The following is a 24,686-nucleotide window of genomic DNA, read 5'->3' on the forward strand; positions in this document are numbered from 1 at the left end:
GGAAGCGGGCGGACATGTGACAACAACGCCGTGAGGCGCATCGCCTCACCCCATCTGCATGGCGTAGCGTTTCGCCTCGGCGATCAGGGCGGCGACCAGGGGTGTCTGGGTCTCGCGCTTGGGCGTGATCAGGCCGACCTTGTGGTGCGCCTGCGGCTCGACGATGGGGATCGAGCGCACATGGTCGCCCGCGCCTAGCATCTCGATCAGGATCGACGGCATCACGCTGGACCAGCGCCCCGTGCGCACATGCGAGAGCAGCACCTGCATCGAGTTGGAGACCAGGGTCGGGGCCACCGGCGTCTCGGCATTGCGCAGGAGATGGTCGACGATGCGCCGGTTCTGCATGTCGGGCGTGAGCAGGCAGAGCGGCACATGGCCGAGCTCCTCCCAGCTCACCGTGCTGCGGCCGGCAAACTCGCCGTTGACGTCGGTCAGCAGGCAATAGGTCTCGCGATAGAGCTCCACCGTCGAGACCTTCCCCAAGGGCTCGTTGTCGAGATAGGTGATGCCGGCATCGATGGCCAGGTCCTCCAGTTCCTGCAGCACCGTGGTCGAGGGACGCGAGAGGATGGAGAAGGTCACGTTGGGGTGGCGGGCCCGAAAGGGCGTGGTGATCGAGGCGACCATGGAGAGCGCCGTCGGGATCACCGAGATGGTGAGGTGCCCATTGAGGCCGCGCTTGAGCGACTCCACCTCCTGGCGCATGGCGCGGCTGTCGCCGACGATGCGCCGGGCCCATTCCAGCACCCGGTCGCCCTCCGGTGTAAAGCCCTGGAAACGCGAGCCGCGCGCCACCAGCAACACGCCGAGTTCGCCTTCGAGCTGCTTGATGCCGGCCGATAGGGTGGGCTGGGTCACCCCGCAGATCTCGGCGGCCCGGCCGAAATGGCGCTCGCGCGAGAGGGCGATCAGGAATTCGAGCTTGTCGATCATGGCGCGGCCTTCCGATCGAGGATGGAAGATCGCGGCGTCCGTAAGTTCGATTCTCTGCTCATGCGGCTACTATGTCGCCATGGCCGGTGAAGGGCAATCGGCGCCCGCCTGATCGTCTTGAGCCCGGACACGCCTCGGTTGCATCCCGTGACGAATCGCACGGAGAGGCCGGGGCGGCGGTGGCATTGTCATCCCATCAGATCAAGCGCAGCACCGCGCAAGACAAGAACGGGAACGAGACGATGTTCAAGAAGATCCTGACCGGAGCCCTGGTCGCCGCCACGCTGGCCGGCACCGCAATCGCCACCACCGGCACCGCCGAGGCCCGCTATGGCCGTGGTGGCGCCTTCGCCGCCGGCGCCGGCATCGGCCTGCTGGGCGGCCTCCTCGCCGGTTCGGCCTACAACAACAGCTATTACGGTGGCCGCTATTATTATGACGACTACCGCCCGGTCTATTATCGCCGCTGCCACATCGAGAAGCGTTGGGTCGATGGCTACTACGGTGGTTTCTGGAAGCGCGTGAAGGTCTGCTACTAAGCCCGCCTTCGGGTTATCGGACCCTGCGCCCCGACACCAGCCCGGTAGCCCGTAGGAAGCCCCGCCCCCGGCGGGGCTTCCGCTTTTTTGTCACGGCTCGTTGGCCGGAACCCTCTCGCCAAACACCAGTTCGCAGCAATCCGCATCGAAGGCCAGGACCTGGGCCGGCTGGTACAGCCAGGGCGTATTTTGCCGCCACCATCGCGCGGCTTCCGGGGAATGGTTCTCGAGCAGGCGCAGAGCGCTCGCGGCCTGCACCGTGTAGGCCTGCCAAATCGCTGTCGGCGGCTTGAAGCCCAGGCGTTGCTTCAGCGCACTGAGGAGGCCGGCCGGATTGCGAAACCCGATCTCGACGACCATGGTTTCCGGCGCCGACGGCGCCGTTTCCAGGAGCGGCAGCGTCAGGCCGATCCAGGCCCGCCTGATGGCGAGGGGGGCTTCTCCCCGGGGTATCGAACCGATCCTGATGCCGCGCCATGGGGGCAGTGAGGCCATCGACATTTGCTCCGTCACGAAGGAAGGGCGGGCTCGTTCGCCCTCTTGAACAAATAAGCGAACAAAACGGCGAACGTCGACATTTCATCGCTGGCGGAACGCGTAGGATTTACCGACGCGGGAAAGCATTTGCATCGCTCTTCGCATTGCAACATAAATTCCCCACCCCCCTCCAGACCGCGAGTGCTCATGCGACCTTCCTTCCGCCGCCTGCTCGTCGCCAATCGTTCCGAGATCGCCATCCGCGTGTTCCGGGCCGCCACGGAACTCGGCATCTCCACCATTGCCGTCTATGCGGAGGAGGACAAACTTTCGCTGCACCGCTTCAAGGCGGACGAAGCCTATCAGATCGGCAGGGGGAAGGGCCCCGTGGAGGCCTATCTTTCGATCGACGAGGTGATCCGCGTCGCCAAGGAAGCCAGGGCCGATGCCATCCATCCCGGCTATGGCCTGCTGTCCGAGAGCCCGGAATTCGCCGAGGCCTGCGCCGCCGCCGGCATCGTCTTCATCGGGCCCAGCCCCAAGACGCTGCGCACGCTCGGCAACAAGGTCGATGCGCGCAACCTCGCCATCTCGGTCGGCGTTCCCGTGATGCCGGCGACCGACCCGCTCCCCGACGATCCCGAGGCGATCAAGGCGGCGGCGCAAGCCGTCGGCTATCCGGTGATGCTCAAGGCCTCCTGGGGCGGCGGCGGGCGCGGCATGCGTCCGATCGAGAGCGAGGACAAGCTGCTCGACGCCGTCTTCACCGCCAAGCGCGAGGCCAAGGCCGCCTTCGGCAAGGACGAGGTCTATCTCGAAAAGCTGGTGCGCCGCGCCCGCCACGTCGAGGTGCAGATCCTCGGCGACGGCAATGGCACGCTGGTGCATCTGTTCGAGCGCGACTGCTCGATCCAGCGCCGCAACCAGAAGGTGATCGAGCGCGCGCCCGCGCCCTATCTCGACGAGGAGACCCGCCAGGGCCTGTGCGAGGCGGCGCTCAAGATCGGCCGCGGCACCGATTATGCCGGCGCCGGCACCGTCGAGTTCCTGATGGATGCCGATACCGGCAAGTTCTACTTCATCGAGGTCAATCCGCGCGTCCAGGTCGAGCATACCGTCACCGAGGTCGTCACCGATCTCGATATCGTCAAGGCGCAGATCCGCATCGCCGAGGGCGGGCGCATCGGCGTCATCGGCGCCGATAGCGAGCTGGAGACCGGCATCCCCGCCCAGGCCGACATCTTCATGCGCGGGCACGCGCTGCAGTGCCGGCTGACCACGGAGAATCCCGAGAACAATTTCATCCCGGACTATGGCCGTATCACCGCCTATCGCGGCGCCATGGGGTTCGGCATCCGCATCGACGGCGGCACCGCCTATTCCGGCGCGGTGGTGACGCGCTGGTACGATCCGCTCCTGGAAAAGGTCACGGCCTGGGCCTCCACCCCGCAGGAGGCCATCGCCCGCATGACGCGTGCCCTGCGCGAATATCGCATCCGCGGTGTCGCCACCAACCTGCCCTTCCTGGAGGCGGTGCTGGCGCATGAGAAGTTCCGCTCCAACCAGTACACCACGCGCTTCATCGACGAGACGCCCGAACTGTTCCAGTTCGCCAAGCGCCGCGACCGCGCCACCAAGCTCCTGACCTATATTGCCGACGTCACCGTCAATGGCCACCCCGAGGCGCGCGGCCGGGCCAGGCCGCCGGCCGAGGCGCGTACGCCGCACGCGCCGGAATTCAAGGTGAGGCCCGTCTCCGGCACCAAGCAACTGCTCGACACGCTGGGGCCCGAGAAGTTCGCGAGCTGGATGAAGGAGGAAAAGCGCGTCCTCGTCACCGACACCACCATGCGCGACGCCCACCAGTCGCTGCTGGCGACGCGCATGCGCACCTATGACATCGCCGGTGTCGCCTCGGCCTATGCCAGCGGCCTGCCGCAGCTGCTCTCGCTCGAATGCTGGGGCGGGGCGACCTTCGACGTCGCCATGCGCTTCCTCACCGAGGATCCCTGGGAGCGCCTGGCCCTGATCCGCGAGCGCGCGCCCAACATCCTCACCCAGATGCTGCTGCGCGGGGCCAATGGCGTCGGCTACACCAACTATCCCGACAATGTCGTGCGTCTCTTCGTCAAGCAGGCCGCCGATGCCGGCATGGATCTCTTCCGCATCTTCGACTGCCTGAACTGGGTCGAGAACATGCGGGTGTCGATCGATGCCGTGCTGGAGGCGGGCAAGCTCGCCGAAGGTGCGATCTGCTATACGGCCGATCTCTTCGACGCCTCGCGCTCGAAATACAACCTGGCCTACTACGTCCGCATGGCGCGCGAGCTCGAAAAGGCCGGCTGCCACATCCTGGCGATCAAGGACATGGCCGGCCTGCTCAAGCCGGCCCAGGCGCGTAAGCTGGTGAGCGAACTCAAGCAGGAGATCGGCCTGCCGATCCACCTGCACACCCACGACACCTCCGGCATTGCCGGCGCCACGGTGCTGGCAGCGATCGAGGCCGGCGTCGATGCGGTCGACGCTGCCATGGATGCGATGTCGGGCACGACGTCGCAGGCCTGCCTCGGTTCCATCGTCGAGGCGCTCCGCCATTCCGAGCGCGATCCCGGCCTCGACCCGGAAGCGATCCGCCAGATCTCCTTCTATTGGGAAGCGGTGCGCACGCAATACACCGCCTTCGAGAGCGACCTGAAGGCCGGCGCCTCCGAGGTCTATCTGCATGAAATGCCGGGCGGCCAGTTCACCAATCTCAAGGAGCAGGCGCGTTCGCTCGGCCTGGAAACGCGTTGGCACGAGGTGGCCAAGGCCTATCGCGCCGCCAACGATCTGTTCGGCGACATCGTCAAGGTGACGCCGTCCTCCAAGGTGGTCGGCGACATGGCGCTGATGATGGTGGCGCAAGGCCTCACCCCCGAGGATGTCGCCGATCCCGCCCGCGAGGTGGCCTTCCCGGCCTCCGTCGTCGAGATGATGCGCGGCGATCTCGGCCAGCCCGAAGGCGGCTGGCCGGCCGCTTTGCAGAAGAAGATCCTCAAGGAGGGCGCGCCGATCACCGTGCGCCCCGGCTCGCTGCTGCCGCCGGCCGACATTCCGGCGCTGAAGGCGGAGGCGGAGAAGAAGATCGGCCGCGCCGTCGAGGGCAACGAGATCTCCTCCTACCTGATGTATCCCAAGGTCTTCACCGACTATGCCGTCACCGCCCGCAAATACGGGCCGGTCTCGGTGCTGCCGACGGCGACCTATTTCTACGGCATGGTGCCGGGCGACGAGCTCACCATCGAGATCGAGCGCGGCAAGGCCTTGGTGATTCGCCTGCAGACGATGGGCGAGACCGACGAGGAGGGCCAGGTCCGCGTCTTCTTCGAGCTCAACGGCCAGCCGCGCATCATCCGGGTGCCCAATCGCCTGGCGGCAGGCAGTGTCAAGGCGCGCCGCAAGGCCGAGGACGGCAACGAGGCCCATATCGCGGCACCGATGCCGGGCGCCATTTCCACCGTGGCGGTGAAGCCGGGGCAGGCGGTGAAGGCCGGCGACGTGCTCCTGACCATCGAGGCGATGAAGATGGAGACGGCGCTCCATGCGCCCCAGGACGGCAAGATCGCCGAAATACTGGTCTCTCCGGGTGCCCAGATCGATGCCAAGGACCTGTTGATGGTGATGGGGTAAGAAGCGGGCCAGACGGCCATGAGTTGTTGGACGCGACGCCAGCCGTTCCTTCGCCCCGTTCTTACGGGGAGAAGGTAAGGATGAGGGGCGGCTCGCCGTTGCAAATTGATCGCATGGCTTAGCCCCTCACCTCCATCCTCTCCCCGTAAGAACGGGGAGAGGGGGCGCAAGTGTTGTGCCTTATTCTTACCTGTGTCATCTCGCCCACCCCTTACTTCTGGTGCCGATAAGCATTTCGTCCGCCCTTGGAACCGCCATGCTCTGGGGATAGAAATGGCGGACAAGTCCTCCCATTGCGCGAATCGCCATGCCCCCCGCCTTCACCCTGCATCCCCAGCTCGCCGGGGACTCCCTTCCCATCGGCGACCTCACCCTCTCGCATCTGCGCCTGTCCAACGATGCCGGCTTTCCCTGGCTGATCCTCATCCCCAAACGGGCCGACATCAGTGAGATCATCGAGCTCGACGAGGCGGACAGGGTGGTACTCATGCAGGAGATCGCCGCGGTTTCGCAGGCCTTGAAGACTCTCACGGGCTGCGACAAGCTCAATGTCGCGGCTCTCGGCAACATGGTGCCGCAGCTTCATGTCCACGTCATCGCACGCTTCAAAGGCGATCCCGCCTGGCCGAAACCCATCTGGGGCCAGGTGCCGGCCCGGCCCTATGCCGAGGCTGTCGCCGCCGATTTGATTAGCCAGCTTCGTACATTGCTCCCGATTTCATGAAGATCTTGCCGGAAGACATTGCCATGAGCCTGCATACCCTGTTCGACCGTTCCGCCGCCATCGCCTATTCGCTCAATCCGCTCGATCGCGCCTCCGGCCAGCGCGAGGACGAAGCCTTCATTGCCGACAAGCTGGCACACTCGTCCTGCCGCTTCTTCGCCTTTTCCGGTGACATCCCGCTCCTGCGCATCCGCGACGGCGCCCACGAGGCCCTGTTCGATCGCGAGGAGATCGAGTCCTTCAAAGATAGTCGGCAAATCATATTCCTGGGTCTGCAGCCGGATGGTAGCGCCGTCTTCGCCCGGGCTTTCGACAAGGGGCTGATCGACGATCTTGCCTGGCGCCCGGACGTGGAGGCGATGGATCTGCGCTCCCTCGCCATGCGCGGGCTGGTGGCGCCCGAGATCCTCGGAGAGCTCTCCACCGCGAAGGAAGTGCTGGACTGGCACCAGCGCCATCGCTTCTGCGCCAATTGCGGCCAGGAGACCCGGATCACCGCCAGCGGCTGGCGGCGCGATTGCGCCAATTGCAACACCCAGCATTTTCCCCGCGTCGACCCGGTGGTGATCATGCTGGCCATCGATGGCGAGCGCTGCCTGATGGGCCGGCAGACCCGCTTTCCCGAGAAGATGTATTCGGCGCTGGCCGGCTTCCTGGAGCCGGGCGAGACCATCGAGGACGCGGTGCGCCGGGAGATCCTGGAGGAGTCCGGCATCGCCTGCTCGCATGTGCGTTATTTCGCCTCCCAGCCCTGGCCCTTCCCCTCCTCGCTGATGGTGGGCTGCTTTGCCCGCGCCACCGGCCGCGACATCAATGTCGATATCAAGGAACTGGAGGATGCGCGCTGGTTCACGCGCGAGGAGGTGGTGCAGATGCTGCTCGACGAGCATCCCGCCGGCTTCAACGCCCCCAAGCCGATGGCGATCGCTCATCACCTCCTGAAGGAATTCGCGGAGAAGGGCGGCGCCGTGGTGCCGTAGAAAACCTGGGACCGCCGGCTTCCAGCCGGCTCTTGGAAGCGATGCGCGTTATGAGAAGAGCCGGCTGGAAGCCGGCGGTCCCAGGGATATTACTCTGCCGGCGGGGCGTGGTCGTCGCGGGCCGGATCGGCCGGAAACACACCGAAGATGCGCATCTTGGTCGAGAAGAAGCCGAGTTCCTCCAAGGCGCGCTTGAGGTTCTTCTCCTCGGGATGGCCGTCGACCTCGGCATAGAACTGGGTGGCGGAGAAATGCCCGCCGACCATGTAGCTCTCCAGCTTGGTCATGTTGATGCCGTTGGTGGCGAAGCCGCCCATCGCTTTGTAGAGCGCGGCCGGCAGGTTGCGCACCGTGAAGATCAGCGAGGTCACCGTCGGCCCCTGGCCGACCGGCACCCAGTCGGGCTCGCGCGACAGCACCACGAAGCGGGTGGTGTTGTAGGGCTCGTCCTCGACATCGGGCTTGAGGATATCGAGGCCGTAGATCTCCGCGGCCAAAGTGGAGGCGAGGGCGGCCTTGCCCGGGTCCTGCCAGTCGCGCACCAGCCGGGCGGCGCCGGCGGTGTCGCTTTCGGTCACCGGCGTGAGGCCGAGCCCGCGCATGGTGATGCGGCACTGGCCGAGGGCCTGGGGATGGCTGTGCACCGTGCGGATGGTCTTGAGGCTCGCACTCGGGACGGCCATGAGCTGGTGGTGGATCGGCAGGAAATATTCGCCGATGATATGCAGGTCCGAGGTCGGCAGGAGATGGTGGATGTCGGCGACGCGCCCGGCCACCGAGTTCTCGATCGGGATCATGGCGAGGTCCGCTTCCCCGGAGGATACCGCATTGAAGGCGTCCTCGAAGGTCGGGCAGGGCAGCGCCTCCGCATCGGGATAGACATTGTTGCAGGCGATATGGGAATTGGCCCCGGGCTCGCCCTGGAACGAAACTTTCAGCTTGGACTCAGTCATACGCTAGGTTCTTTCGAGAATTTGGCGGGCGCGATCGAGGTCTTCCTGCGTGTCCACACCTAGCGGCACGGCAGGGACGACCGCAACATCGATGCGCATGCCCGCTTCCAAGGCCCGCAGCTGTTCGAGGCGCTCGCGCTGCTCCAGGGGGGCAGGAGGCAGGGTGACGAAACGCTCCAGCGCGGCCCGGCGATAGGCGTAGAGGCCGATGTGGTGAAAGAGCTCGCCCTCGCCCCAGGGCGCGGTGGCACGGGTAAAATACAGCGCCCGTAGCACGCCGGGCTCGATCGGCGTGCCCACCACCTTCACCACGCTGGAATTGGTCTTCTCCTCCTCGCGCGTGATCACCGCGGCGAGGGTGGCGATATCCACAGCCTCGTTGGAGAGCGGGCCGAACACGGCGCGGATGGTCTCCGGCTCGATGGTCGGCAGGTCGCCCTGGACATTGATGATGGTGTCGTGCCGGCCCTCGGGGTCGATGGCGCTCAAAGCCTCGTAAATGCGATCGGAGCCGGTGGGATGGTCGGGCCGCGTCATCACCGCTTCGCCGCCGGCGGCGCGGATCGCCTCGGCCACCTCGGCCGTATCGGTGGCGACCACCGCCCGGCCCAGGCGCGATTCGCAGGCCCGGCGCCAGACATGCACGATCATCGCTTCGCCTGCGATCGGGGCGAGCGGTTTGCCCGGCAGGCGGGTCGAGGCCATGCGAGCGGGGATCAGGATGAGGGGATGGGACAAGGACAACAGCCTCTGAACAGCCGCTTCCGGAGCGGGGCGGCGAAAAGTAGCAAGCGCGCGCGATTTATACGAGTTGCAAACTACCGGTCAAACCGGATAGAGGGTCCCATGCGGTTTGCCGCTTGACAGAGCGGCTATCGGAGTTTGTGTTTGAGGCTATAGGTGCGGGGGCATCTTGTGCCTTTCGTCAGATTGATCTCGAGTCGGAGCCGGGGATGAGTTCGTCGTCATCGTTTGAACTGAACAAGATTGCCGGCGCAGTCCTGGGCACGCTGATGCTGACCTTGGGACTCAGCATCGTCGCCGAGGAGATTTTCAAGCAGGAAAAACCGGAGAAGGCTGGCTACGAACTCGCCGACGCCGCGCCTGCCGCCACGGCCGAGGCACCTGCCGCCTCCCAGGATCCGCCGCTGGCCGAGCTGGTCGCCAAGGCTTCGGTTGAAAAGGGCGCCGCCATCTTCAAGAAATGCGCGGCCTGCCACACCGACGACCAGAGCGGCAAGAACGGCGTGGGCCCGAACCTGTTCGGCGTGATCGGCGGCCCGAAGGGCCATAAGTCGGACTTCGCCTATTCCGATGCCATCAAGGCGCTGCACGACAAGGGCGAGACCTGGACGCCGGACGATTTCTACCACTTCATCAAGAGCCCGCAGGCCTTCGCCAAGGGCACCAAGATGTCCTTCGCCGGCCTGCCCAAGCCGCAGGATCGCGCCGACATCCTGGCTTATCTCAATTCCAAGAGCGACAAGCCGATCGATCTGCCGAAGTAAGCAGCGGCGTTCCTGTCAGAAATACCGAAGCCGGGCCCTGGGCCCGGCTTTTTGCTGTGATGTGATCTCGATCTCTCCGAATGAGCCGCGATCAGCCTTCTCCCGCAAGGGGAGAAGGCGGGTCGCGTCTTGCTGGGATGGGCCGTGCAGCCTCTATTTCCGCCGGATGCCCAGCGGTACGCCCACGGTGGCTTGCACCGGCAGGCCGGCATGCGCCTTGGCGATCGCCTCGATCCGCTCGGCGATCTCGGGCGGGAAGGGCGAGGAGCGTCCGGCCTGCATGTCGACATGCACCAGGATCTGCTCGGCCGTGGCGAGCACCTCGCCGCTGGCCTCGTTGGTCATGGCATGAAAGATATGCAGGCGCTTGGCGTCGTGGTCGATGAGCTGCAGCGTCAGCGCCAGGGGATCGCCGATATGGGCCTCGCGCAGGTTCCGGATCCGCGTTTCCATGGTGTAGATCGAGGAGCCTGCGGCACGGTAGGCCTCGTCGACGCCGATCATGCGGAAAAAGGCGTCCGAGGAATCCCCGAACACCAGCAGGAAGGCGCTCTCGGTCATGTGGCCGTTATAGTCGGTCCAGGCCTCGACCACCGGCGTGCGGTGCAAGGCCAAAGGGGCCGGGATCGGCTTGGCCCGATCCCAACCCTCGAAGGGCCTGCCCTCGTTGGGCGTGGTGACCCGACTCATTTCTGCTTCTTGAGGCCGAGCTTGTCGCGTGCTTCCGCCGGGGTAAGCGCTCGTCCGCCCAGGCGCTCGATGACTTCCTTGGCCCGGGCCGTGAGCGACTGGTTGGTCGCGTGCACGCCGCGGTCGAGCCAGATATTGTCCTCCAGGCCGACGCGGACATTGCCGCCCAGCAGCATGGACTGGGCCACGAAGGGCATCTGCATGCGGCCGATGGCGAAGGCGGCCCAGTTGGCGCCCGGCGGCAGGTGGTTGCGCATCGCGACCATGGTCTCGGTGGTGGCTTCCGCGCCCCAGGGAATGCCGAGGCAGAGCTGGAACATCGGCGGGGCATCGATCAGGCCGCGCTTGATCAGGTCCTTGGCCTGCCAGATATGGCCGAGTTCGAAGCACTCGATTTCGGGCTTTACGCCGACGGCCTGGATGCGTTCGGCCATTTCGCGCAGCGTCTCGCCGGTGGCCATGAACAGGCCGTCGCCGAAATTCACCGAGCCGCAATCCAGCGTGCAGATCTCGGGCCTGAGTTCCTCGACATGGGCGACGCGCTCGGCCGCATTGGCGATGTCGGTGCCGGCGCCGCCGGTGCGCGGATTGGCCGGATCGAAGAAGAAGTCGCCGCCCATGCCGGCGGTGAGGTTGATCACCACGTCAACACCCGAATCGCGGATGCGCTCGACGGCCTCGCGATAATGTTCGAGCTTGCGCCCGGCCTTACCGGTGTCGACATCGCGGACATGCAGATGGGCGATGGCGGCGCCCGCCTTGGCCGCCTCGATGGCGGAATCGGCAATCTGCTTGGGCGTGACCGGGATGGCCGGGTGCTTGCCGACGGTGTCGCCGGCTCCGGTGATCGCGCAGGATATGATGACGTCGGTATTCACGGTGCTTCCTCCCTGGAGAGGCGATGTTAGGCCAGCCCCGTTTACGCACGTGACCTGTCGCGACAGGCATGGTGCAGAATGCGACAGGGGCGCTTTGACGGCTTATGTGGTGGTTCCAAGGGGCGGACGAGACGTCCATAGGCGCTAACTTCAGGCGAGAGGCGCGACGCCGGCCATCCCTTCGCCCCGTTCTTACGGGGAGAAGGTAAGGATGAGGGGCAGCACGGACCTCGAAAAACCAAGTATTGCGTAGCCCCTCACCTGTATCCTCTCCCCGTAAGAACGGGGCGAGGGGGCTCACATGGGGAGCCGTACCTTCAGCTCGATCATCTCGCCCAACCCTTAAGTTAGCGCTTATGGACGAGATGTCCGCCTTCTCAGTCCGCCGTCCGCAGGCGTTCTACAAAGCCCCTGGCATTGTCGAGCGCCTCCTGCCGGTCCCGCCAGAAACGCTCGTTGAGTTCGTGGATGGCGATGATTTCGGCAGGAAAGGCACAGTGCTCGGCCAGGGCGTCCCAGGGCAGGCTGCCCCAACCCAGCGGCAGATGCAGGTCGCCGAGGCCGAAGGCATTGGCCTCGGCGCTGTCATAGACCCAGGGCAGGTCGGGCTGGCCGAAGGAATCGTGCAGATGCAGGTGCTTGGCGAAGGGCGCCAGCGCCTTGGCTTCCTCCAGGAAGTCATAGCCATACTGGCTGGCATGGATGAGGCCGTGGCTGAAGTCGAACGTGGCCCGGACCTGCGGGTGGTCGATCAGAGCGAGTTCCTCGGCCAGGCGCGCAATGCTCGGCGTCGCTGCATAGGGGCCGAAATCGAACAGGTTCTCGACGCAGAGAACGACATTATGCGCGGCCGCGACATCGCCGGCCCGGCGGAGATAGTCGCGCTGGCGGGCGGCCGCATTCTCGGCGTCGTGGCGCTCGTCGGCCTGCATCATGCCGGCATGGATGACGAGGTGAGGCGCCCCGATGCGGGCCGCGATTTCGATGAAGGCCTCGGTGGTTTCCAGGAAGCGCGGCAGCAGCGCCGGCGGCGCCATGAAGTTGATCGGCAGCGGGCCATGCACGGTGAAGCCGAAGGGGCGGTCCCGGCATATGGCTTCGAATTCGGCGACGCGCGAGGCCATCGGGCGCCCGGCGAGCACGAGATCGTAGTGGTAAGCGGGTAGTTCGATAAAAGCGAGGCCGAGATCGGCAACCTCGTCGAGCCTGGCGGCGAGGTCGGACAGATCCGGCTGGCCCTCGCGCGAGGTCAGGCCGAGGGCGGGTTGGGTGGGCATTTCGAACTCCCTTGGTCGTGTCGGAGCAGCATAGGCTTCCTGCCCGCTGCCGGTATCAGATTGTTGACGATATCGCTTCTACACTCCGGAATATTTGTTGCGTCGCAATAATCCTGCTATGACAAATCCGTGACGAGCATTCAGCGACGGACCTGCAATCTGTAGTTTGGTGGTGCTATGTTTGAAGAACTTAAGGGCATGATGGGGTTGGGCGCGATTTCCGCGCCCGTCTACACCATCTACGAAGCGACTCATGCGGCGCTTGGCCCGACTAGAGCCTTTTCCGATGCGACTCGGGCGTTTTTTGAAAATCCCGGCAATCCTTTTTCTATGACCACCTGGGGCAAGTCGGTTGCGGCGGCCTGCGAGGTCTTCGAGCGCGTTACACGCCGTTACGGCAAGCCTGAATTCGGCATCAAGGACGTGCTGGTCGGCGGCGAGCGTGTCGCCGTGCACGAGGAAGTCGTCTGGCGCCGGCCCTTCTGCAATCTCCTGCGTTTTTCCCGCGCCATTCGCGGCAATCACCGCCCAGACCCCAAGCTTCTGATCGTGGCGCCGATGTCGGGCCATTACGCCACGCTGCTGCGCGGCACGGTCGAGGCCTTCCTGCCCAATCACGAAGTCTACATCACCGACTGGACCGACGCCCGCCTTGTGCCGGTATCGGAAGGACGCTTCGATCTCGACGACTATATCGACTACATCATCTCGATGCTGCATGTGCTCGGCCCCGATACCCATGTGATCGGCGTCTGCCAGCCTTCGGTGCCGGTGATGGCGGCCGTTTCCCGCATGGAAGCGGAAAACGACCCCTATGCACCGCTGACCATGACGCTGATGGGCGGCCCGATCGATACCCGCCTCTCGCCGACCAAGGTCAACGACGTCGCCGTCGAGAAGGGTGTCGACTGGTTCCGGTCGAACGTCATCACCAAGGTGCCGTTCCCCAATCCCGGCTTCATGCGTGACGTCTATCCCGGTTTCCTGCAGTTGACCGGCTTCATGACGATGAATCTGAGCCGCCATTTCGACGCCCATAAGACGCTCTATTTCGATCTGGTGCGCGGCGATGGCGACAGTGCCCAGAAGCATCGCGAATTCTATGACGAATATCTCTCGGTGATGGACCTGACGGCAGAATTCTACCTGCAGACGGTCGACACCGTGTTCGTCAAATACGCCCTCGCGAAGGGCGAGATGACCCATCGCGGCAAGCCTGTCGATCCGGGCGCCATCCGCAACACCGCGCTCTTCACCATCGAGGGCGAGAACGACGATATCACCGGCCACGGCCAGACCCATGCGGCCCATGGCTTGTGCGTGAACCTGCCGGCCGACAAGCGGGCCCATTATACCCAGCTGGGCGTCGGCCATTACGGCGTCTTCAACGGCTCGCGCTTCCGGGCCGAGATCGCGCCGCGCATTTCCGACTTCATCCGCTCCAATCTGGCGCCGACCAAGCCGACGAGCCGCGGCACCAACGATCCGATCCCGCTGGATTCAAAGCGCGGCAAGGGCCCGGTGCGGCCGGTCTCGGTCTGACCGGGCTCGATTGAAGCGCTGCTTTGCCATGCCCGGACTTGTCCCGGGCATGGCCGCAATGGCGAAGCCGACGGCACTTTTGGGGCTTTCATGCCGGTGTACCGGTCCGTTGACGGCTGTCCGCCGAGGCCGCATAGGGGTGGAGACGGTCGAAACGCGAGGCGGTTGATCCCATGCGCAAACTGATGGGCTTTGTCCTGATTGTCCTGCCTTGCCTCGTCGGCGCCATGCCGGGCGCCTTGGCGCAGGACTACATCAAGGGCGGAGGCGACATCACCATTCGCACCGAGCGCTATGCCCGCCCGCCTTATTCCAGCGCCACCTACTACATCTACGAGCAGGGCGGGGCGATCGTCTGCACCAAGCTCGCCGTCTGCAATAAATATGACGAATGCACCACGCGTTATGACAGCGGCTTCTTCAAGGATGCCCTGGATGCCGACGAAGGCGAACCCTCCGGCACCACGCCGGCGGTGGTCATACCCCGGAACAAGATCGCCAAGCATGTCTGTCTGACGAAATATCCGCCTCGCCGGCAGTAGCATCGACGGATCTGTCGCTCCGGGCCGGCGAGTTGCCGCAACCTTGGGGAATGATGCTAAAGCGTTTTGCGATTTGGCGGTTACGCCAAGAATCGCAAAGACGCGTCGAAACAAGGAGTTAGAGCAAACAAGCGTTTCCGTCCAAACGCGTTTTGCTCTATGGTGCGCGGGCAAAATCTGTTCCTCTCCCATAGAGATCCTGCTTGTCCCATTCCATCTTGCGCCTGCGGCTTGCCCATCGCCTGATCGCGGCGGCCCTGCTTTGCCTGTCCGTCGCTCCTTTTTCCGCCCAAGCTGAAACCGCGACCAAGGTCACCGCCTGGCCGCAGGCCGACAGCGACCTCAAGCCGGAAGCCGGCATCCGCTTCGGCGTGCTCGGCAACGGCATGCGCTTTGCGGTGATGCGCAACACCACGCCGGCGGGGCAGGCCGCCATCCGGCTGCGCATCGGATCCGGCTCGCTGCAGGAGGCCGACGACCAGCAGGGCCTCGCCCATATGCTCGAGCACATGGCCTTTAAGGGTTCGACCCGGGTGCCGGAAGGGGAGATGGTGCGCATCCTGCAGCGCAAGGGGCTGGCCTTCGGGGCCGACACCAACGCCCATACCAGCTATGACGAGACGGTCTATGCGCTCGACCTGCCGGAGGTCGATGCCGATACCGTCTCCACCGGCCTGATGCTGATGCGCGAGACGGCGAGCGAGTTGACGCTCAGTGCCTCCGCCCTCGATCGCGAGCGCGGCGTCGTCCTCTCCGAGGAGCGCCTGCGCGACACGCCCGGCTATCGCAGCGTCATGGGCCTGTTCAACGTCCTGCTCGCCGGACAGCGCGTGCCGGAACGCGCCCCGATCGGCAAGACCGAGATCATCCGCACCGCTCCCATCGAGCGGCTGCGTGCCTATTACCAGGCCAATTACCGCCCGGACCGCGCGACCTTGCTGGTGGTCGGCGACATCGATCCCGCCGCCATGGAGGCGGAGATCCGCCGACGCTTCGAGGACTGGAAGCCGGTCGGACCTGCCGTGGCCGAGCCGGATCTGGGCCAGCCGCTCAAGCGCGGCGTCGGCGCCGATGTCGTCAAGGTTCCGGGCGCCAACACCAAGATCTATCTCAGCTGGATCCGTCCCTTCGACGCCGCGCCCGACAGCTATGCCAAGCGGCGGCAGACCGCGATCGAATATGTCGGCCTGTCCGTGCTCAAGCGTCGCCTCCAGGCCCTGTCGCGCAAGGCCAGTCCGCCCTTCATCGCCGCCGATGTCGGCTTGCAGGACCTCTATGAATCGGCCCGCGCCAGCCTGCTGTCCGCCGATGTCGAGGCCGGGGCCTGGGACAAGGGCCTGGCCGCGCTCGACCAGGAACAGCGCCGTCTCGTGCAGTTCGGCGCGCAACAGGCCGAGGTTGACCGCGAGGTGGCGGAATATCGTTCCGCCCTGCAATCGCTGGCCGATGGTGCGGCGACCCGCACCAGCCCGGATCTTGCCGCGATGCTCGCCAACAGTGTCGATGAAAGCAAGGTCTTCACCTCGCCGGCCGACGATCTCGCTCTGTTCGAGCGCATGGTGAAGGGATTGACCGCCGCCGAGGTCGACAAGGCTGTCCAGGCCTTGTTCTCCGGCAGCGGTCCGCGCCTGGTGCTGCAGGGCGCCGAACCGCCGGAACCGGCCGCGGTCGAGAAGGCCTATGCGCAGTCGCAGTCCGTTGCCGTGACCGCGCCGGCCGATGCCGCGGCAGTGGCCTGGCCCTACACGAATTTTGGCAACCCGGGCACCATCGTCGAGCGCCGTACCGTCGAGGATATCGGCGCGACCATGGTGCGTTTCGCCAATGGCGCCCGCCTTACCGTAAAGCCCACCAAATTCCGGGCCGACGAGATCCAGGTCCGCCTCGATATCGGCCGCGGCCGGCTCGATCTGCCGCATGACCGGCCGATCCCGACCTGGACCGCCCAGGCGGTCGAACTCTCCGGCCTGAAGGCGATCGACTATGACGACATGCAGAAGGTGCTGGCGCCCAAGATCGCCAGCATCGGCTTCTCGCTGGAGGACAATGCCTTCAAGTTCGAGGGCACGACCCGCCCGGCCGACCTTGCCACCCAGCTGCAGATCTTCGCCGCCTACGCCTCCGATCCTGCCTGGCGGCCGGAGGTCTTCGAGCGGATCCGCCAGCTCTATCTCGCCAATCTGCCGCAATATGAGGCGACGGCCGGCGTGGTGGTCAGCCGGGATTTCCAGGGGCTGATCCATTCCGGCGATCCGCGCTGGATCTTCCCCGACCGTCCGCAATTGCTGGCGGCCAAACCCGAGGATTTCCAGAACCTGTTCGCACCGGTCTTTGCCGGGGGCGCCCTCGACATCACCATTGTCGGCGATGTCGGCGTGGATGATGCCATCCGTGAAGTCGCGGCGACCTTCGGTGCCCTGCCGTCCCGTCCGGCGCCGCAGGCACCGGTCGCCGACAAGGCCGGAGCCTTTCCCGCCGTCACGGCCGAACCGGTCGTTCATACCCATTCCGGGCGTCCGGACAATGCCGCCGTGCTGGTGGCCATACCGGTCGGCGACATGCTGTCGGACATCCCGCGCAGCTTCACGGCCGACCTCGCCAGCTCGATCCTGGTCAATCGCCTGATCGACGAGTTCCGCATTGCCGAGGGAGCGACCTACTCTCCCCAGGGCTCGGTCGACCTGTCTTCTTCCCTGCCGGGCTTCGGCTATGTCTATGCCATGGTCGAGACCACGCCGGCCAAGGTCGCTTCCTTCTATGCGCTGGTGGACAAGATCGCCGCGGATCTGGCGGACAAGCCCGTCTCCGCCGACGAACTTGCCCGCGCCCGGGCCCCGAAGATCGAGACGATCCGGCGCCGGCGACAGGAAAACGACTATTGGCTCGGCAAGTTGAGCGGCAGCCAGACCGATCCGCGGCGCCTGGATCTGATCCGCGCCGGCCAGGACGGCTACGACAAGGTCGGCCCCGAGGATATCCGCGTCTTTGCCCAGACCTATTTCAAGCCCGGCAGCGTCTGGAAGCTGACGGTACTGCCGGCCGGGGTTGCCGCAGCGCGCTGAGGCTCGCGGCAAGACACGTCGATCAGGCGCGGGCCTGTTCCTTCCTGGCTGGCACCAGGTCGGCAAAGGCCCGTTCGGCCAGCCTGGCGGTCTCGGTCTCCACCGAGCGATAGGCGGCCAGCAGGTCTTCGCCGAAGGCGGTGAGGCGCGCGCCGCCGCCATGGCTGCCGCCGGCCGAGGTCTCGATGGCGGGCTGGCCGAACATGGTGTTGACCGCGTCGAGCAACAGCCAGGCCCGGCGATAGGACATGCCGAGCTCGCGGCCCGCCGCCGAGATCGAGCCGGCCCGTTTCACCGCCTCCAGCAGGTCCATCTTGCCCGGGCCGAGCCGGGCGTTCTCGTCGAAGGCGATCTTGAGGCGGATGACGGGCGGGCCGGACATGATCGGTCTCCTGAGAGCGTTTTTCGATTTGGCGGAGTGTAATTGCTCCCCCTTGCCTTTGAGGTCACGTAGCCCCTCACCCTTACCCTCTCCCCGCAAGAGGCGGGGCGAGGGGGCGCAGTCGTCGCGAATGCTCCTCCAGCCTTTCATCTCGCCCCACGGTCGGGCGAGATGGCGCGTTTCCAGCATGAGACGGCCGGTCGAAGTCACCCTCTCCCCGCCTCTTGCGGGGAGAGGGTAAGGGTGAGGGGCGGCTCATCCCTGCGTAATTACGACGGAGTCACGGAATCGCAAAGGCGCGTCGAAACAAAGAATTGGAGCAATTCAGCCTTCACACCTCAACGCGTTTTGCTCCAAGGGCAGAGGGTGTGATTGCGATCGCAGGCGAAGCGCCCTATTCAGGAGAATATAGCGTAGTCGGGCATAGGTGAAGGAGCGGGGCGTGCTTTCGCCTGAAGAATGGACGGCCCTGTGGCTCAGCCTCGAGATTGCCGGTCTCGCCACCGTGATTTCGCTGCCCTTCGCGGTCGCCGCCGCCTGGATTCTCGCCCGCCGGCGTTTTCCCGGCAAGGCGCTGTTCGACGCCCTCGTCCATCTGCCGCTGGTGCTGCCGCCGGTGGTCACCGGCTACGTCCTGCTGGTGATGCTGGGGCGCAACGGCCTGATCGGTTCCTTCCTCGCTTCGCATCTCGGCATCGTCTTCGCCTTCCGCTGGACCGGGGCTGCCATTGCCTGCGCCGTAATGGGCTTTCCCTTGATGGTGCGCGCCATCCGCCTCGCCATCGAGGCGGTGGATCCCCGGCTCGAATCGGCGGCCGGCACGCTCGGGGCCAATCCCTTCTTTTCCTTCGTCACGGTGACGCTGCCCCTCGCCATTCCCGGCATCATCGCCGGCATGGTGCTGGCCTTCGCCAAGGCGCTGGGTGAGTTCGGCGCCACCATCACCTTCGTCTCCAACATTCCCGGCGAGACGCAGACCCTGTCGGCCGCGATCTATACGGCGCTGCAGGATCCCTATGGCGAGGGCACCGTGATCCGCCTGACCCTGGTCTCGGTGATCATGGCCTTCGGCGCGCTGATCATCTCCGAGGCGATGGCCCGGCGCGCCCGCTCGCGGCTCGGGCAGGCGGCGCAGGGCTGAGGACGAGCCCGCCTCTCGGTCTTGCAATGGACAGCGGGAAACGACACCAGTAGGGCCAGGACGATTCTTCGGAGACGCAAAGTGAGCCTCGAAACGCCCGACAAGCAGCCGGTCAAAGGCCCCGCTTCGTATTTTCCCTCCATCGAGAAGACATACGGCCAGCCGATCGCGCATTGGCTGGCGTTGATCGAGGGCAAGCGCGGCAGCAAGCATATGGAAATCGTCAACTGGCTGAAGGACGAGTTCAAGCTCGGCCATGGCCACGCCAATGCCCTGGTGGCCTACGCCCTCGCCAAGGATGGCTAATTTCTCGTGGAGACGGGGAGGAGCGGACGGGACGTCCGCGGTCCCAGCCGCGTGGTTCGGGCGCAAACCTTGCCGGCATTTCGCGGGAATCGCCATGGCTGGGACCGCGGACGTCCCGTCCGCTTTCGCCATCTCGCGCGCGCCGCATTTCCAGGAACGAGCAGGGTGCCCGCGCACCTGGACACAAAATCCGATTCAATCCGCCCTGATTCTGCGCTAGGCCTTGGCGATGGCTTCTTCGGCACCGCTTCTTCAGGTTCGCGACCTTTCCGTGGCTTTCCGGACGGAGGGACAGCCGGAACTGGCGGTCGACAAGGTCTCCTTCAGTCTCGACAAGGGCGAGACCCTGGCGCTGGTGGGCGAATCGGGCTCGGGCAAGTCGGTCACGGCCCTGTCGATCGTGCAGCTGCTCAACTATCCTGCAGCCTCCCACCCCTCGGGCGAAGTGCTGTTTCGCGGTGAAAACCTGGTTGGCGCCCCGGAAAGGACGCTGCAACGCGTGCGCGGCGCCGACATCACCATGGTATTCCAGGAGCCGATGACCTCGCTCAACCCGCTCCACACCATCGAGCGGCAGGTCGGCGAGATCCTCGGCGTGCATCGCGGCCTGTCGAAGAAGGAGGCGCGCGCGCGGTCGCTGGAACTCCTGACCCAGGTCGGCATCCGCGAGCCGGAAAAGCGCCTCGATGCCTTTCCCCACCAGCTTTCCGGCGGCCAGCGCCAGCGCGTGATGATCGCCATGGCGCTCGCCAACGATCCCGACCTGCTGATCGCGGACGAGCCCACCACGGCGCTCGACGTCACCGTCCAGGCCCAGATCCTCGCCCTCCTGAAGGAGATGCAGGCCAGGACCGGCATGGCCATGCTGTTCATCACCCATGATTTGTCGATCGTGCGCAAGCTCGCCGACCGGGTCTGCGTGATGCTGAAGGGACGCATCGTCGATGCCGGCGCGACAAGCGAGGTCTTCGCCAATCCGACCAGCGACTATACCAGGCGGCTGCTGGCGGCCGAGCCCAAGGGCAAGGCCACGCCCTTCGATCCCGAGGCCTGCACCATCGTCTCTGCCGACGATCTCAAGGTCTGGTTCCCGATCAGGGCCGGGCTGATGCGCAGCACGGTCGGTCACGTCAAGGCGGTGGATGGCGTCAGCCTCGCGGTGAAGGAAGGCCAGACCCTCGGCGTCGTCGGTGAATCCGGCTCGGGCAAGACCACGCTTGGCCTCGCCCTGTTGCGGCTGATCTCCTCGACCGGGCCGATCGCCTATCTCGGCAAGCCGATACAGGGCCTCGACCGGCGGGCGATGATCCCGCTGCGCAAGGAGATGCAGATCGTCTTCCAGGATCCCTATGGCTCGCTCTCGCCGCGCCTGTCGGTGGCCGAGATCGTCGAGGAGGGGCTGCTGGTCCTGGGGCGGCGGCTCGATCCCGCCGAGCAGCGCGCCGCCATCGAGCGGCTGCTGGCCGCGCTGGGGCTCGAACCTGCCCTGGCCGATCGGATCGAGACGATGCTGACCAGGCTCGGCCGGCGCGCCAGCCTGGACGAGGCATTGCGCCAGCTCGGCTTGGGCGAAACGGCCATCGAATTGGTCGAGGAGGGGCTGCGCCGGCTCGGCTGGGGCATGGACCCGGCCAAGCGGCGGGCGGCCGTCGCCCGGGCGCTCGCCGATGTCGGCCTTGATGCCAAGGCGATGGATCGCTATCCGCATGAATTCTCGGGCGGGCAGCGCCAGCGCATCGCCATTGCGCGCGCCATGGTGCTGCAGCCGAAATTCCTGGTGCTGGACGAGCCGACCTCGGCGCTCGACATGTCGGTGCAGGCCCAGATCGTCGACCTGCTGCGCGAGCTGCAGCAGCGTCACAGACTGGCCTATCTCTTCATCAGCCACGATCTGAAGGTGGTGCGGGCCCTCGCCAACGAGGTGATGGTGATGCAGGCCGGCAAGATCGTCGAGCACGGCCCGGCCAGCGAGATCTTCGAGCGCCCGCGCGAGGACTATACCAAGGCGCTGTTCGCCGCCGCCTTCGCCATGGCGGCCGCGCCGGAGGGCGTGGTCGGGCAGTAGGGGGCGCTATTCTCCCCTCATCCCTTCAATTTCTCCTGCAACGCCTTCCAGCCGGCAGCAAACACATGGGTCGAGACGATCTCGACATATTTGCCGGCATCGGCGGGCGCTTCGTCGAAGGTCGCGCTCCATTCGGCGAAGGTACGGTTGCCGTCGGTGATGGGGATCAGGCGGATGACGGCCACGTAGTTCTCCACCGGGAAGGCCGGCTTGACGAAATTATAGCTGAGCGTGTGCCCGGCATCGTCGAGCGCCAGCAGGCGCTCGCGCACATGGGCGCCATCGGTGAGATGGAAGGAGCGGATGGAACCGACGGCATCGGCGCTGCGGCCATCCTCGATCTCGCTCGAGGCGATGGCGGGATGCCAGTCCGGCAGGGCGTTGAAGTCGCGCACGGTCTTCCACACGGTTTCGATCGGCGCGTCGATCACCGCGCTCGCATAGGCCTTGGCCATGGTCTCCCCCTATTTACTGATGTTGAGGTTCTTGAACGCCTGCGTCTGGGCGACCAGGGCTTTTTCCACCGGCAGGCGCTCCATGCTGGAGGCACCGTAGAAGCCGTGGCAGCCCCGGCAGTTCGCCAGGATGAAGCGGGCATCCTCCGGTTCGGCGATCGGCCCGCCATGGCAGAGCACGATGATCTCGGGCGAGACCTCGCGCGCGGCGGCGGCGATGGCGTTGATCTCGGCCACGCAGCCTTCCAGGGTGAGCGCGGTGTCGGCGCCGATCGAGCCGCCCGTGGTCAGGCCCATATGGGCGACGATGATATCGGCCCCGGCCCGCGCCATGGCACGGGCATCGTCCGGGTTGAAGACATAGGGCGTGGTGAGCAGGTCCTTCTCGCGCGCCAGGCGGATGAGATCGACCTCCAGCCCGTAGCCCATGCCGGTCTCCTCCAGATTGGCCCTGAACTTGCCGTCGATCAGACCCACGGTCGGGAAATTCTGGATGCCGGCAAAGCCCATCGCCTTGAGCCCATCGAGGAAGGGGCCGAACTGGCAGAAGGGGTCGGTGCCGTTGACGCCGGCAAGCACGGGCGTGTGCTTGACCACTGGCAGCACTTCGCGCGCCATGTCGACCACGATCTCGTTGGCATTGCCATAAGCGAGCAGGCCTGCCAGCGAGCCACGGCCGGCCATGCGGTAGCGGCCGGAATTGTAGATCACGATCAGGTCGATGCCGCCGGCTTCCTCGCATTTGGCCGAAAGGCCGGTGCCGGCGCCGCCGCCGATGATCGGCCGTCCCTGCGCGATCATGCCGCGGAACCTTGCCAGGATCCTCTCGCGCTCGCTTCCAGCCATATCAATGCTCTCCGATGATACTCTTGAAATTCGCCAGCAGCGCCTGCACGAAGGCCGGATCGTTCACCCCGGCGGGCACGCGGATGAGCTGGCGCCGGGGTGTCTGCTGGATCGTCGCTTCCAGCGCCGCGAACAGGGCTGCATTGGCCTGCGGGTCATGGAAGGGCATGTCGGGCGCATCGAGGAGCGAAACCCCGCCCTCGGGAATGAGGAAGCGCACCTCGCCCTCGCACTGGTTGAGCTTGTTGCCGATCCAGCGGCCCATTTCGGCATTCTCCGCCGCCGTGGTGCGCATCAGCGTGACCTGCGGGTTGTGGACATAGAGGTTGCGGCCGCGATAGCGCTCCGGCACGCTGTCGAGCGACCCGAAATTGACCATGTCGAGCGCGCCGCAGGAGCCGACATAAGGCACCTTGGTGCGGGCGATGGCGCCGAAGCGGTCCTCGGTCGCCGCCAGCACGCCGCCGAACAGCAGGTCGCAGACCTCGGTGGTGGTGACGTCGAGCACGCCTGCGATCAGGCCCGAATCGACCAGCTTTTCCATCGACTGGCCGCCGATGCCGGTGGCGTGGAAGACGAGGCAGTCATAATCGGCGGCAAGATCGGCCACCAGCTGGTTCACGCAGGGCGTCGTCACCCCGAACATGGTGAGGCCGACGGCCGGCTTATCGTCGACCTCGGCGGCCGCCTCGGCCCGCCCCCGTGCCATGCCGGCCATGGCATTGGCGGCATTGGTCATCACCACGCGGGAGATGCGGTTGAGCCCGGCCACATCCGTCACCGAATGCATCATGGTGATGTCGGTCGGGCCGACATAGGCGGCGACATTGCCCGAAGCGACGGTGGACACCATCAGCTTGGGCGTGCCGACCGGCAATTCGCGCATGGCGGGGGCAACGAGGGCGGTGCCGCCCGAGCCGCCGAGGCCGATCAGGCCGGCGACATCGTCCCTGGTTGCGATGAAGCGGGCAAAGGCGAGCGCCATGGCGCTGACGGCCGAACCGCGGTCGCCGGTGAACACGGCCTCCGCCCCGCCGGGATGGCTGGCCGCGACGGTTGCGGGCGGGACCTCGACCTCGCTGGCGGTGCCGCCGGTGGAAAGGTCGACCCTGATAACATCGAGGCCATGGGCACGGATGCGGTCCGCCACGAAATTGAGCTCGGTTCCCTTGGTATCGAAGGTACCCGCCACATAGACGCTCGACCCGGCCATCCCTGCGCTCCCAATTGTCTTATCATTGTGGCGGGACGCTAGCACAGTCCTGGCGGCGGCGTTAAGACGGGCCTTGCGGCAAGTTGTCTTGGTAATGCCGCCGAGGAGAGGACGTCATGGCCGTGCTGCGTATCGTCGCCAATCTTGCTGCCGCCGACCCGCAGGCGGCCGGTGCCTTCTACCAGGATCTGCTCGGGCTGGAGGTGGTGATGGACCATGGCTGGATCCTTACTTTTGCCGGCCAGGGCCAGCAGACACCCCAGCTTAGCCTCGCCAGCGAGGGCGGCAACGGCACGCCGGTGCCCGATCTTTCGATCGAGGTCGATGATGTCGACGCGGTCCATGCCCGCGCCCGGGCTGCCGGCCACGTGATCCTCTACGGCCCGGCCGACGAGCCCTGGGGCGTCCGGCGTTTCTTTCTGCGCGACCCGCTCGGCCGCCTCCTCAACATCCTCTCGCATGCCGGGTGAGGCAGAGACGGGATTGCGACGCGATGGATTG

23 protein-coding genes are annotated in these 24,686 nt (G+C 65.6%); 12 read left to right on the forward strand and 11 right to left on the reverse strand.

Annotation, left to right across the window (positions count from 1 at the left end):
- Positions 1 to 45: 45 nt before the first annotated feature.
- The gene (locus ABXS05_RS23550) at positions 46 to 936 is read right to left on the reverse strand and encodes a LysR family transcriptional regulator (protein ID WP_311943785.1); all 891 of its coding nucleotides are present in this window, start codon (positions 934 to 936) and stop codon (positions 46 to 48) included.
- A 242-nt stretch (positions 937 to 1,178) separates the two neighbouring features.
- Between ABXS05_RS23550 and ABXS05_RS23555 the strand changes: the two genes are divergently transcribed.
- A complete protein-coding gene (locus tag ABXS05_RS23555) occupies positions 1,179 to 1,475 on the forward strand; it encodes a hypothetical protein (RefSeq protein WP_068290808.1) in 297 nt (98 codons plus the stop codon).
- A 90-nt stretch (positions 1,476 to 1,565) separates the two neighbouring features.
- Here the strand turns inward: ABXS05_RS23555 and ABXS05_RS23560 are convergent, their stop codons facing one another.
- Positions 1,566 to 1,970, reverse strand: a complete 405-nt coding sequence (locus tag ABXS05_RS23560; protein WP_367625569.1) for a hypothetical protein — start codon at positions 1,968 to 1,970, stop codon at positions 1,566 to 1,568.
- A 189-nt stretch (positions 1,971 to 2,159) separates the two neighbouring features.
- Between ABXS05_RS23560 and pyc the strand changes: the two genes are divergently transcribed.
- The 3 genes from pyc to nudC all read left to right on the forward strand — a co-directional run bounded on the left by pyc (position 2,160) and on the right by nudC (position 7,325).
- Positions 2,160 to 5,621 carry a pyruvate carboxylase gene (pyc, locus tag ABXS05_RS23565; protein WP_367625570.1) on the forward strand — a complete coding sequence of 1,154 codons (3,462 nt, stop codon included), beginning with the start codon at positions 2,160 to 2,162 and terminating at the stop codon, positions 5,619 to 5,621.
- A 307-nt stretch (positions 5,622 to 5,928) separates the two neighbouring features.
- Entirely contained in the window at positions 5,929 to 6,345 is a 417-nt protein-coding gene (locus ABXS05_RS23570; protein ID WP_311943793.1) for an HIT family protein, read from the forward strand.
- A gap of 23 nt (positions 6,346 to 6,368) precedes the next feature.
- On the forward strand, positions 6,369 to 7,325 hold the full coding sequence (gene nudC, locus ABXS05_RS23575) for an NAD(+) diphosphatase (protein WP_311943796.1): 957 nt from the start codon (positions 6,369 to 6,371) through the stop codon (positions 7,323 to 7,325).
- A gap of 89 nt (positions 7,326 to 7,414) precedes the next feature.
- Here the strand turns inward: nudC and ABXS05_RS23580 are convergent, their stop codons facing one another.
- Together ABXS05_RS23580 and ABXS05_RS23585 are read right to left on the reverse strand one after the other, a co-directional pair.
- On the reverse strand, positions 7,415 to 8,278 hold the full coding sequence (locus ABXS05_RS23580; protein WP_367625571.1) for a prephenate dehydratase: 864 nt from the start codon (positions 8,276 to 8,278) through the stop codon (positions 7,415 to 7,417).
- 3 nt (positions 8,279 to 8,281) lie between these two features.
- Complete coding sequence (locus tag ABXS05_RS23585) at positions 8,282 to 9,016, reverse strand: 3-deoxy-manno-octulosonate cytidylyltransferase (RefSeq protein WP_311943800.1); 735 nt, start codon at positions 9,014 to 9,016, stop codon at positions 8,282 to 8,284.
- Between the two features lie 215 nt (positions 9,017 to 9,231).
- Between ABXS05_RS23585 and ABXS05_RS23590 the strand changes: the two genes are divergently transcribed.
- Complete coding sequence (locus ABXS05_RS23590) at positions 9,232 to 9,786, forward strand: c-type cytochrome (RefSeq protein ID WP_311943803.1); 555 nt, start codon at positions 9,232 to 9,234, stop codon at positions 9,784 to 9,786.
- Positions 9,787 to 9,939: 153 nt separating this feature from the next.
- On the opposite strand, the gene ABXS05_RS23595 is transcribed toward ABXS05_RS23590, so the two are convergent.
- The 3 genes from ABXS05_RS23595 to ABXS05_RS23605 form a co-directional block, all read right to left on the reverse strand.
- Entirely contained in the window at positions 9,940 to 10,476 is a 537-nt protein-coding gene (locus ABXS05_RS23595) for a thioesterase family protein (protein ID WP_367625572.1), read from the reverse strand.
- The gene (locus tag ABXS05_RS23600; protein ID WP_311943808.1) at positions 10,473 to 11,354 is read right to left on the reverse strand and encodes a beta-keto acid cleavage family enzyme; all 882 of its coding nucleotides are present in this window, start codon (positions 11,352 to 11,354) and stop codon (positions 10,473 to 10,475) included. The genes ABXS05_RS23595 and ABXS05_RS23600 overlap by 4 nt, the downstream gene beginning before the upstream one ends.
- 377 nt (positions 11,355 to 11,731) lie before the next feature.
- Complete coding sequence (locus ABXS05_RS23605; protein WP_367625573.1) at positions 11,732 to 12,631, reverse strand: sugar phosphate isomerase/epimerase family protein; 900 nt, start codon at positions 12,629 to 12,631, stop codon at positions 11,732 to 11,734.
- Between the two features lie 177 nt (positions 12,632 to 12,808).
- Between ABXS05_RS23605 and ABXS05_RS23610 the strand changes: the two genes are divergently transcribed.
- The 3 genes from ABXS05_RS23610 (at position 12,809) to ABXS05_RS23620 (ending at position 17,777) form a co-directional block, all read left to right on the forward strand.
- A complete protein-coding gene (locus tag ABXS05_RS23610; protein WP_367625574.1) occupies positions 12,809 to 14,173 on the forward strand; it encodes a polyhydroxyalkanoate depolymerase in 1,365 nt (454 codons plus the stop codon).
- 173 nt (positions 14,174 to 14,346) lie between these two features.
- The gene (locus ABXS05_RS23615; RefSeq protein WP_311943813.1) at positions 14,347 to 14,715 is read left to right on the forward strand and encodes a hypothetical protein; all 369 of its coding nucleotides are present in this window, start codon (positions 14,347 to 14,349) and stop codon (positions 14,713 to 14,715) included.
- 203 nt (positions 14,716 to 14,918) lie between these two features.
- Entirely contained in the window at positions 14,919 to 17,777 is a 2,859-nt protein-coding gene (locus ABXS05_RS23620; RefSeq protein WP_437178693.1) for a M16 family metallopeptidase, read from the forward strand.
- Positions 17,778 to 17,799: 22 nt separating this feature from the next.
- On the opposite strand, the gene ABXS05_RS23625 is transcribed toward ABXS05_RS23620, so the two are convergent.
- Positions 17,800 to 18,159, reverse strand: coding sequence for a winged helix-turn-helix domain-containing protein (locus tag ABXS05_RS23625; RefSeq protein WP_367625575.1), 360 nt, complete (start codon positions 18,157 to 18,159; stop codon positions 17,800 to 17,802).
- A gap of 442 nt (positions 18,160 to 18,601) precedes the next feature.
- Here ABXS05_RS23625 and modB point away from each other — a divergent pair, with 442 nt between their 5' ends.
- The 3 genes from modB (at position 18,602) to ABXS05_RS23640 (ending at position 21,671) form a co-directional block, all read left to right on the forward strand.
- A complete protein-coding gene (gene modB, locus ABXS05_RS23630) occupies positions 18,602 to 19,300 on the forward strand; it encodes a molybdate ABC transporter permease subunit (RefSeq protein ID WP_311943818.1) in 699 nt (232 codons plus the stop codon).
- A gap of 81 nt (positions 19,301 to 19,381) precedes the next feature.
- Positions 19,382 to 19,606, forward strand: a complete 225-nt coding sequence (locus ABXS05_RS23635) for a DUF4287 domain-containing protein (RefSeq protein WP_311943820.1) — start codon at positions 19,382 to 19,384, stop codon at positions 19,604 to 19,606.
- Positions 19,607 to 19,835: 229 nt separating this feature from the next.
- Positions 19,836 to 21,671 carry an ABC transporter ATP-binding protein gene (locus ABXS05_RS23640; protein ID WP_367625576.1) on the forward strand — a complete coding sequence of 612 codons (1,836 nt, stop codon included), beginning with the start codon at positions 19,836 to 19,838 and terminating at the stop codon, positions 21,669 to 21,671.
- A gap of 17 nt (positions 21,672 to 21,688) precedes the next feature.
- Here the strand turns inward: ABXS05_RS23640 and ABXS05_RS23645 are convergent, their stop codons facing one another.
- Genes ABXS05_RS23645 through ABXS05_RS23655 form a run of 3 tightly spaced genes read right to left on the reverse strand, consistent with a single transcriptional unit; the run spans position 21,689 to position 24,185 of the window.
- Complete coding sequence (locus tag ABXS05_RS23645) at positions 21,689 to 22,126, reverse strand: SRPBCC family protein (RefSeq protein WP_311943822.1); 438 nt, start codon at positions 22,124 to 22,126, stop codon at positions 21,689 to 21,691.
- A 9-nt stretch (positions 22,127 to 22,135) separates the two neighbouring features.
- A complete protein-coding gene (locus tag ABXS05_RS23650) occupies positions 22,136 to 22,972 on the reverse strand; it encodes a phosphoenolpyruvate hydrolase family protein (RefSeq protein WP_367625577.1) in 837 nt (278 codons plus the stop codon).
- A 1-nt stretch (position 22,973) separates the two neighbouring features.
- A complete protein-coding gene (locus tag ABXS05_RS23655) occupies positions 22,974 to 24,185 on the reverse strand; it encodes a Tm-1-like ATP-binding domain-containing protein (protein ID WP_367625578.1) in 1,212 nt (403 codons plus the stop codon).
- 116 nt (positions 24,186 to 24,301) lie between these two features.
- On the opposite strand from ABXS05_RS23655, the gene ABXS05_RS23660 reads away from it, so the two are divergent.
- Positions 24,302 to 24,655, forward strand: a complete 354-nt coding sequence (locus ABXS05_RS23660) for a VOC family protein (RefSeq protein ID WP_367625579.1) — start codon at positions 24,302 to 24,304, stop codon at positions 24,653 to 24,655.
- The last annotated feature ends 31 nt before the right edge of the window (positions 24,656 to 24,686 follow it).

The organism is Labrys neptuniae (assembly GCF_040797145.1).
Taxonomy (GTDB): domain Bacteria; phylum Pseudomonadota; class Alphaproteobacteria; order Rhizobiales; family Labraceae; genus Labrys; species Labrys neptuniae.

What these genes read in the sequence shown, in the direction of transcription:
- ABXS05_RS23570 (WP_311943793.1), top strand. Translation starts at nt 5,929, where the DNA reads ATGCCCCCCGCCTTCACCCTGCATCCCCAGCTCGCCGGGGACTCCCTT.
- nudC (WP_311943796.1), top strand. Translation starts at nt 6,369, where the DNA reads ATGAGCCTGCATACCCTGTTCGACCGTTCCGCCGCCATCGCCTATTCG.
- ABXS05_RS23610 (WP_367625574.1), top strand. Translation starts at nt 12,809, where the DNA reads ATGTTTGAAGAACTTAAGGGCATGATGGGGTTGGGCGCGATTTCCGCG.
- ABXS05_RS23560 (WP_367625569.1), bottom strand. Translation starts at nt 1,970, where the DNA reads ATGGCCTCACTGCCCCCATGGCGCGGCATCAGGATCGGTTCGATACCC.
- ABXS05_RS23550 (WP_311943785.1), bottom strand. Translation starts at nt 936, where the DNA reads ATGATCGACAAGCTCGAATTCCTGATCGCCCTCTCGCGCGAGCGCCAT.
- ABXS05_RS23590 (WP_311943803.1), top strand. Translation starts at nt 9,232, where the DNA reads ATGAGTTCGTCGTCATCGTTTGAACTGAACAAGATTGCCGGCGCAGTC.
- ABXS05_RS23605 (WP_367625573.1), bottom strand. Translation starts at nt 12,631, where the DNA reads ATGCCCACCCAACCCGCCCTCGGCCTGACCTCGCGCGAGGGCCAGCCG.
- ABXS05_RS23655 (WP_367625578.1), bottom strand. Translation starts at nt 24,185, where the DNA reads ATGGCCGGGTCGAGCGTCTATGTGGCGGGTACCTTCGATACCAAGGGA.
- ABXS05_RS23595 (WP_367625572.1), bottom strand. Translation starts at nt 10,476, where the DNA reads ATGAGTCGGGTCACCACGCCCAACGAGGGCAGGCCCTTCGAGGGTTGG.
- ABXS05_RS23645 (WP_311943822.1), bottom strand. Translation starts at nt 22,126, where the DNA reads ATGGCCAAGGCCTATGCGAGCGCGGTGATCGACGCGCCGATCGAAACC.
- ABXS05_RS23640 (WP_367625576.1), top strand. Translation starts at nt 19,836, where the DNA reads ATGGCTTCTTCGGCACCGCTTCTTCAGGTTCGCGACCTTTCCGTGGCT.
- ABXS05_RS23650 (WP_367625577.1), bottom strand. Translation starts at nt 22,972, where the DNA reads ATGGCTGGAAGCGAGCGCGAGAGGATCCTGGCAAGGTTCCGCGGCATG.
- ABXS05_RS23625 (WP_367625575.1), bottom strand. Translation starts at nt 18,159, where the DNA reads ATGTCCGGCCCGCCCGTCATCCGCCTCAAGATCGCCTTCGACGAGAAC.
- ABXS05_RS23580 (WP_367625571.1), bottom strand. Translation starts at nt 8,278, where the DNA reads ATGACTGAGTCCAAGCTGAAAGTTTCGTTCCAGGGCGAGCCCGGGGCC.
- pyc (WP_367625570.1), top strand. Translation starts at nt 2,160, where the DNA reads ATGCGACCTTCCTTCCGCCGCCTGCTCGTCGCCAATCGTTCCGAGATC.
- ABXS05_RS23555 (WP_068290808.1), top strand. Translation starts at nt 1,179, where the DNA reads ATGTTCAAGAAGATCCTGACCGGAGCCCTGGTCGCCGCCACGCTGGCC.
- ABXS05_RS23615 (WP_311943813.1), top strand. Translation starts at nt 14,347, where the DNA reads ATGCGCAAACTGATGGGCTTTGTCCTGATTGTCCTGCCTTGCCTCGTC.
- ABXS05_RS23660 (WP_367625579.1), top strand. Translation starts at nt 24,302, where the DNA reads ATGGCCGTGCTGCGTATCGTCGCCAATCTTGCTGCCGCCGACCCGCAG.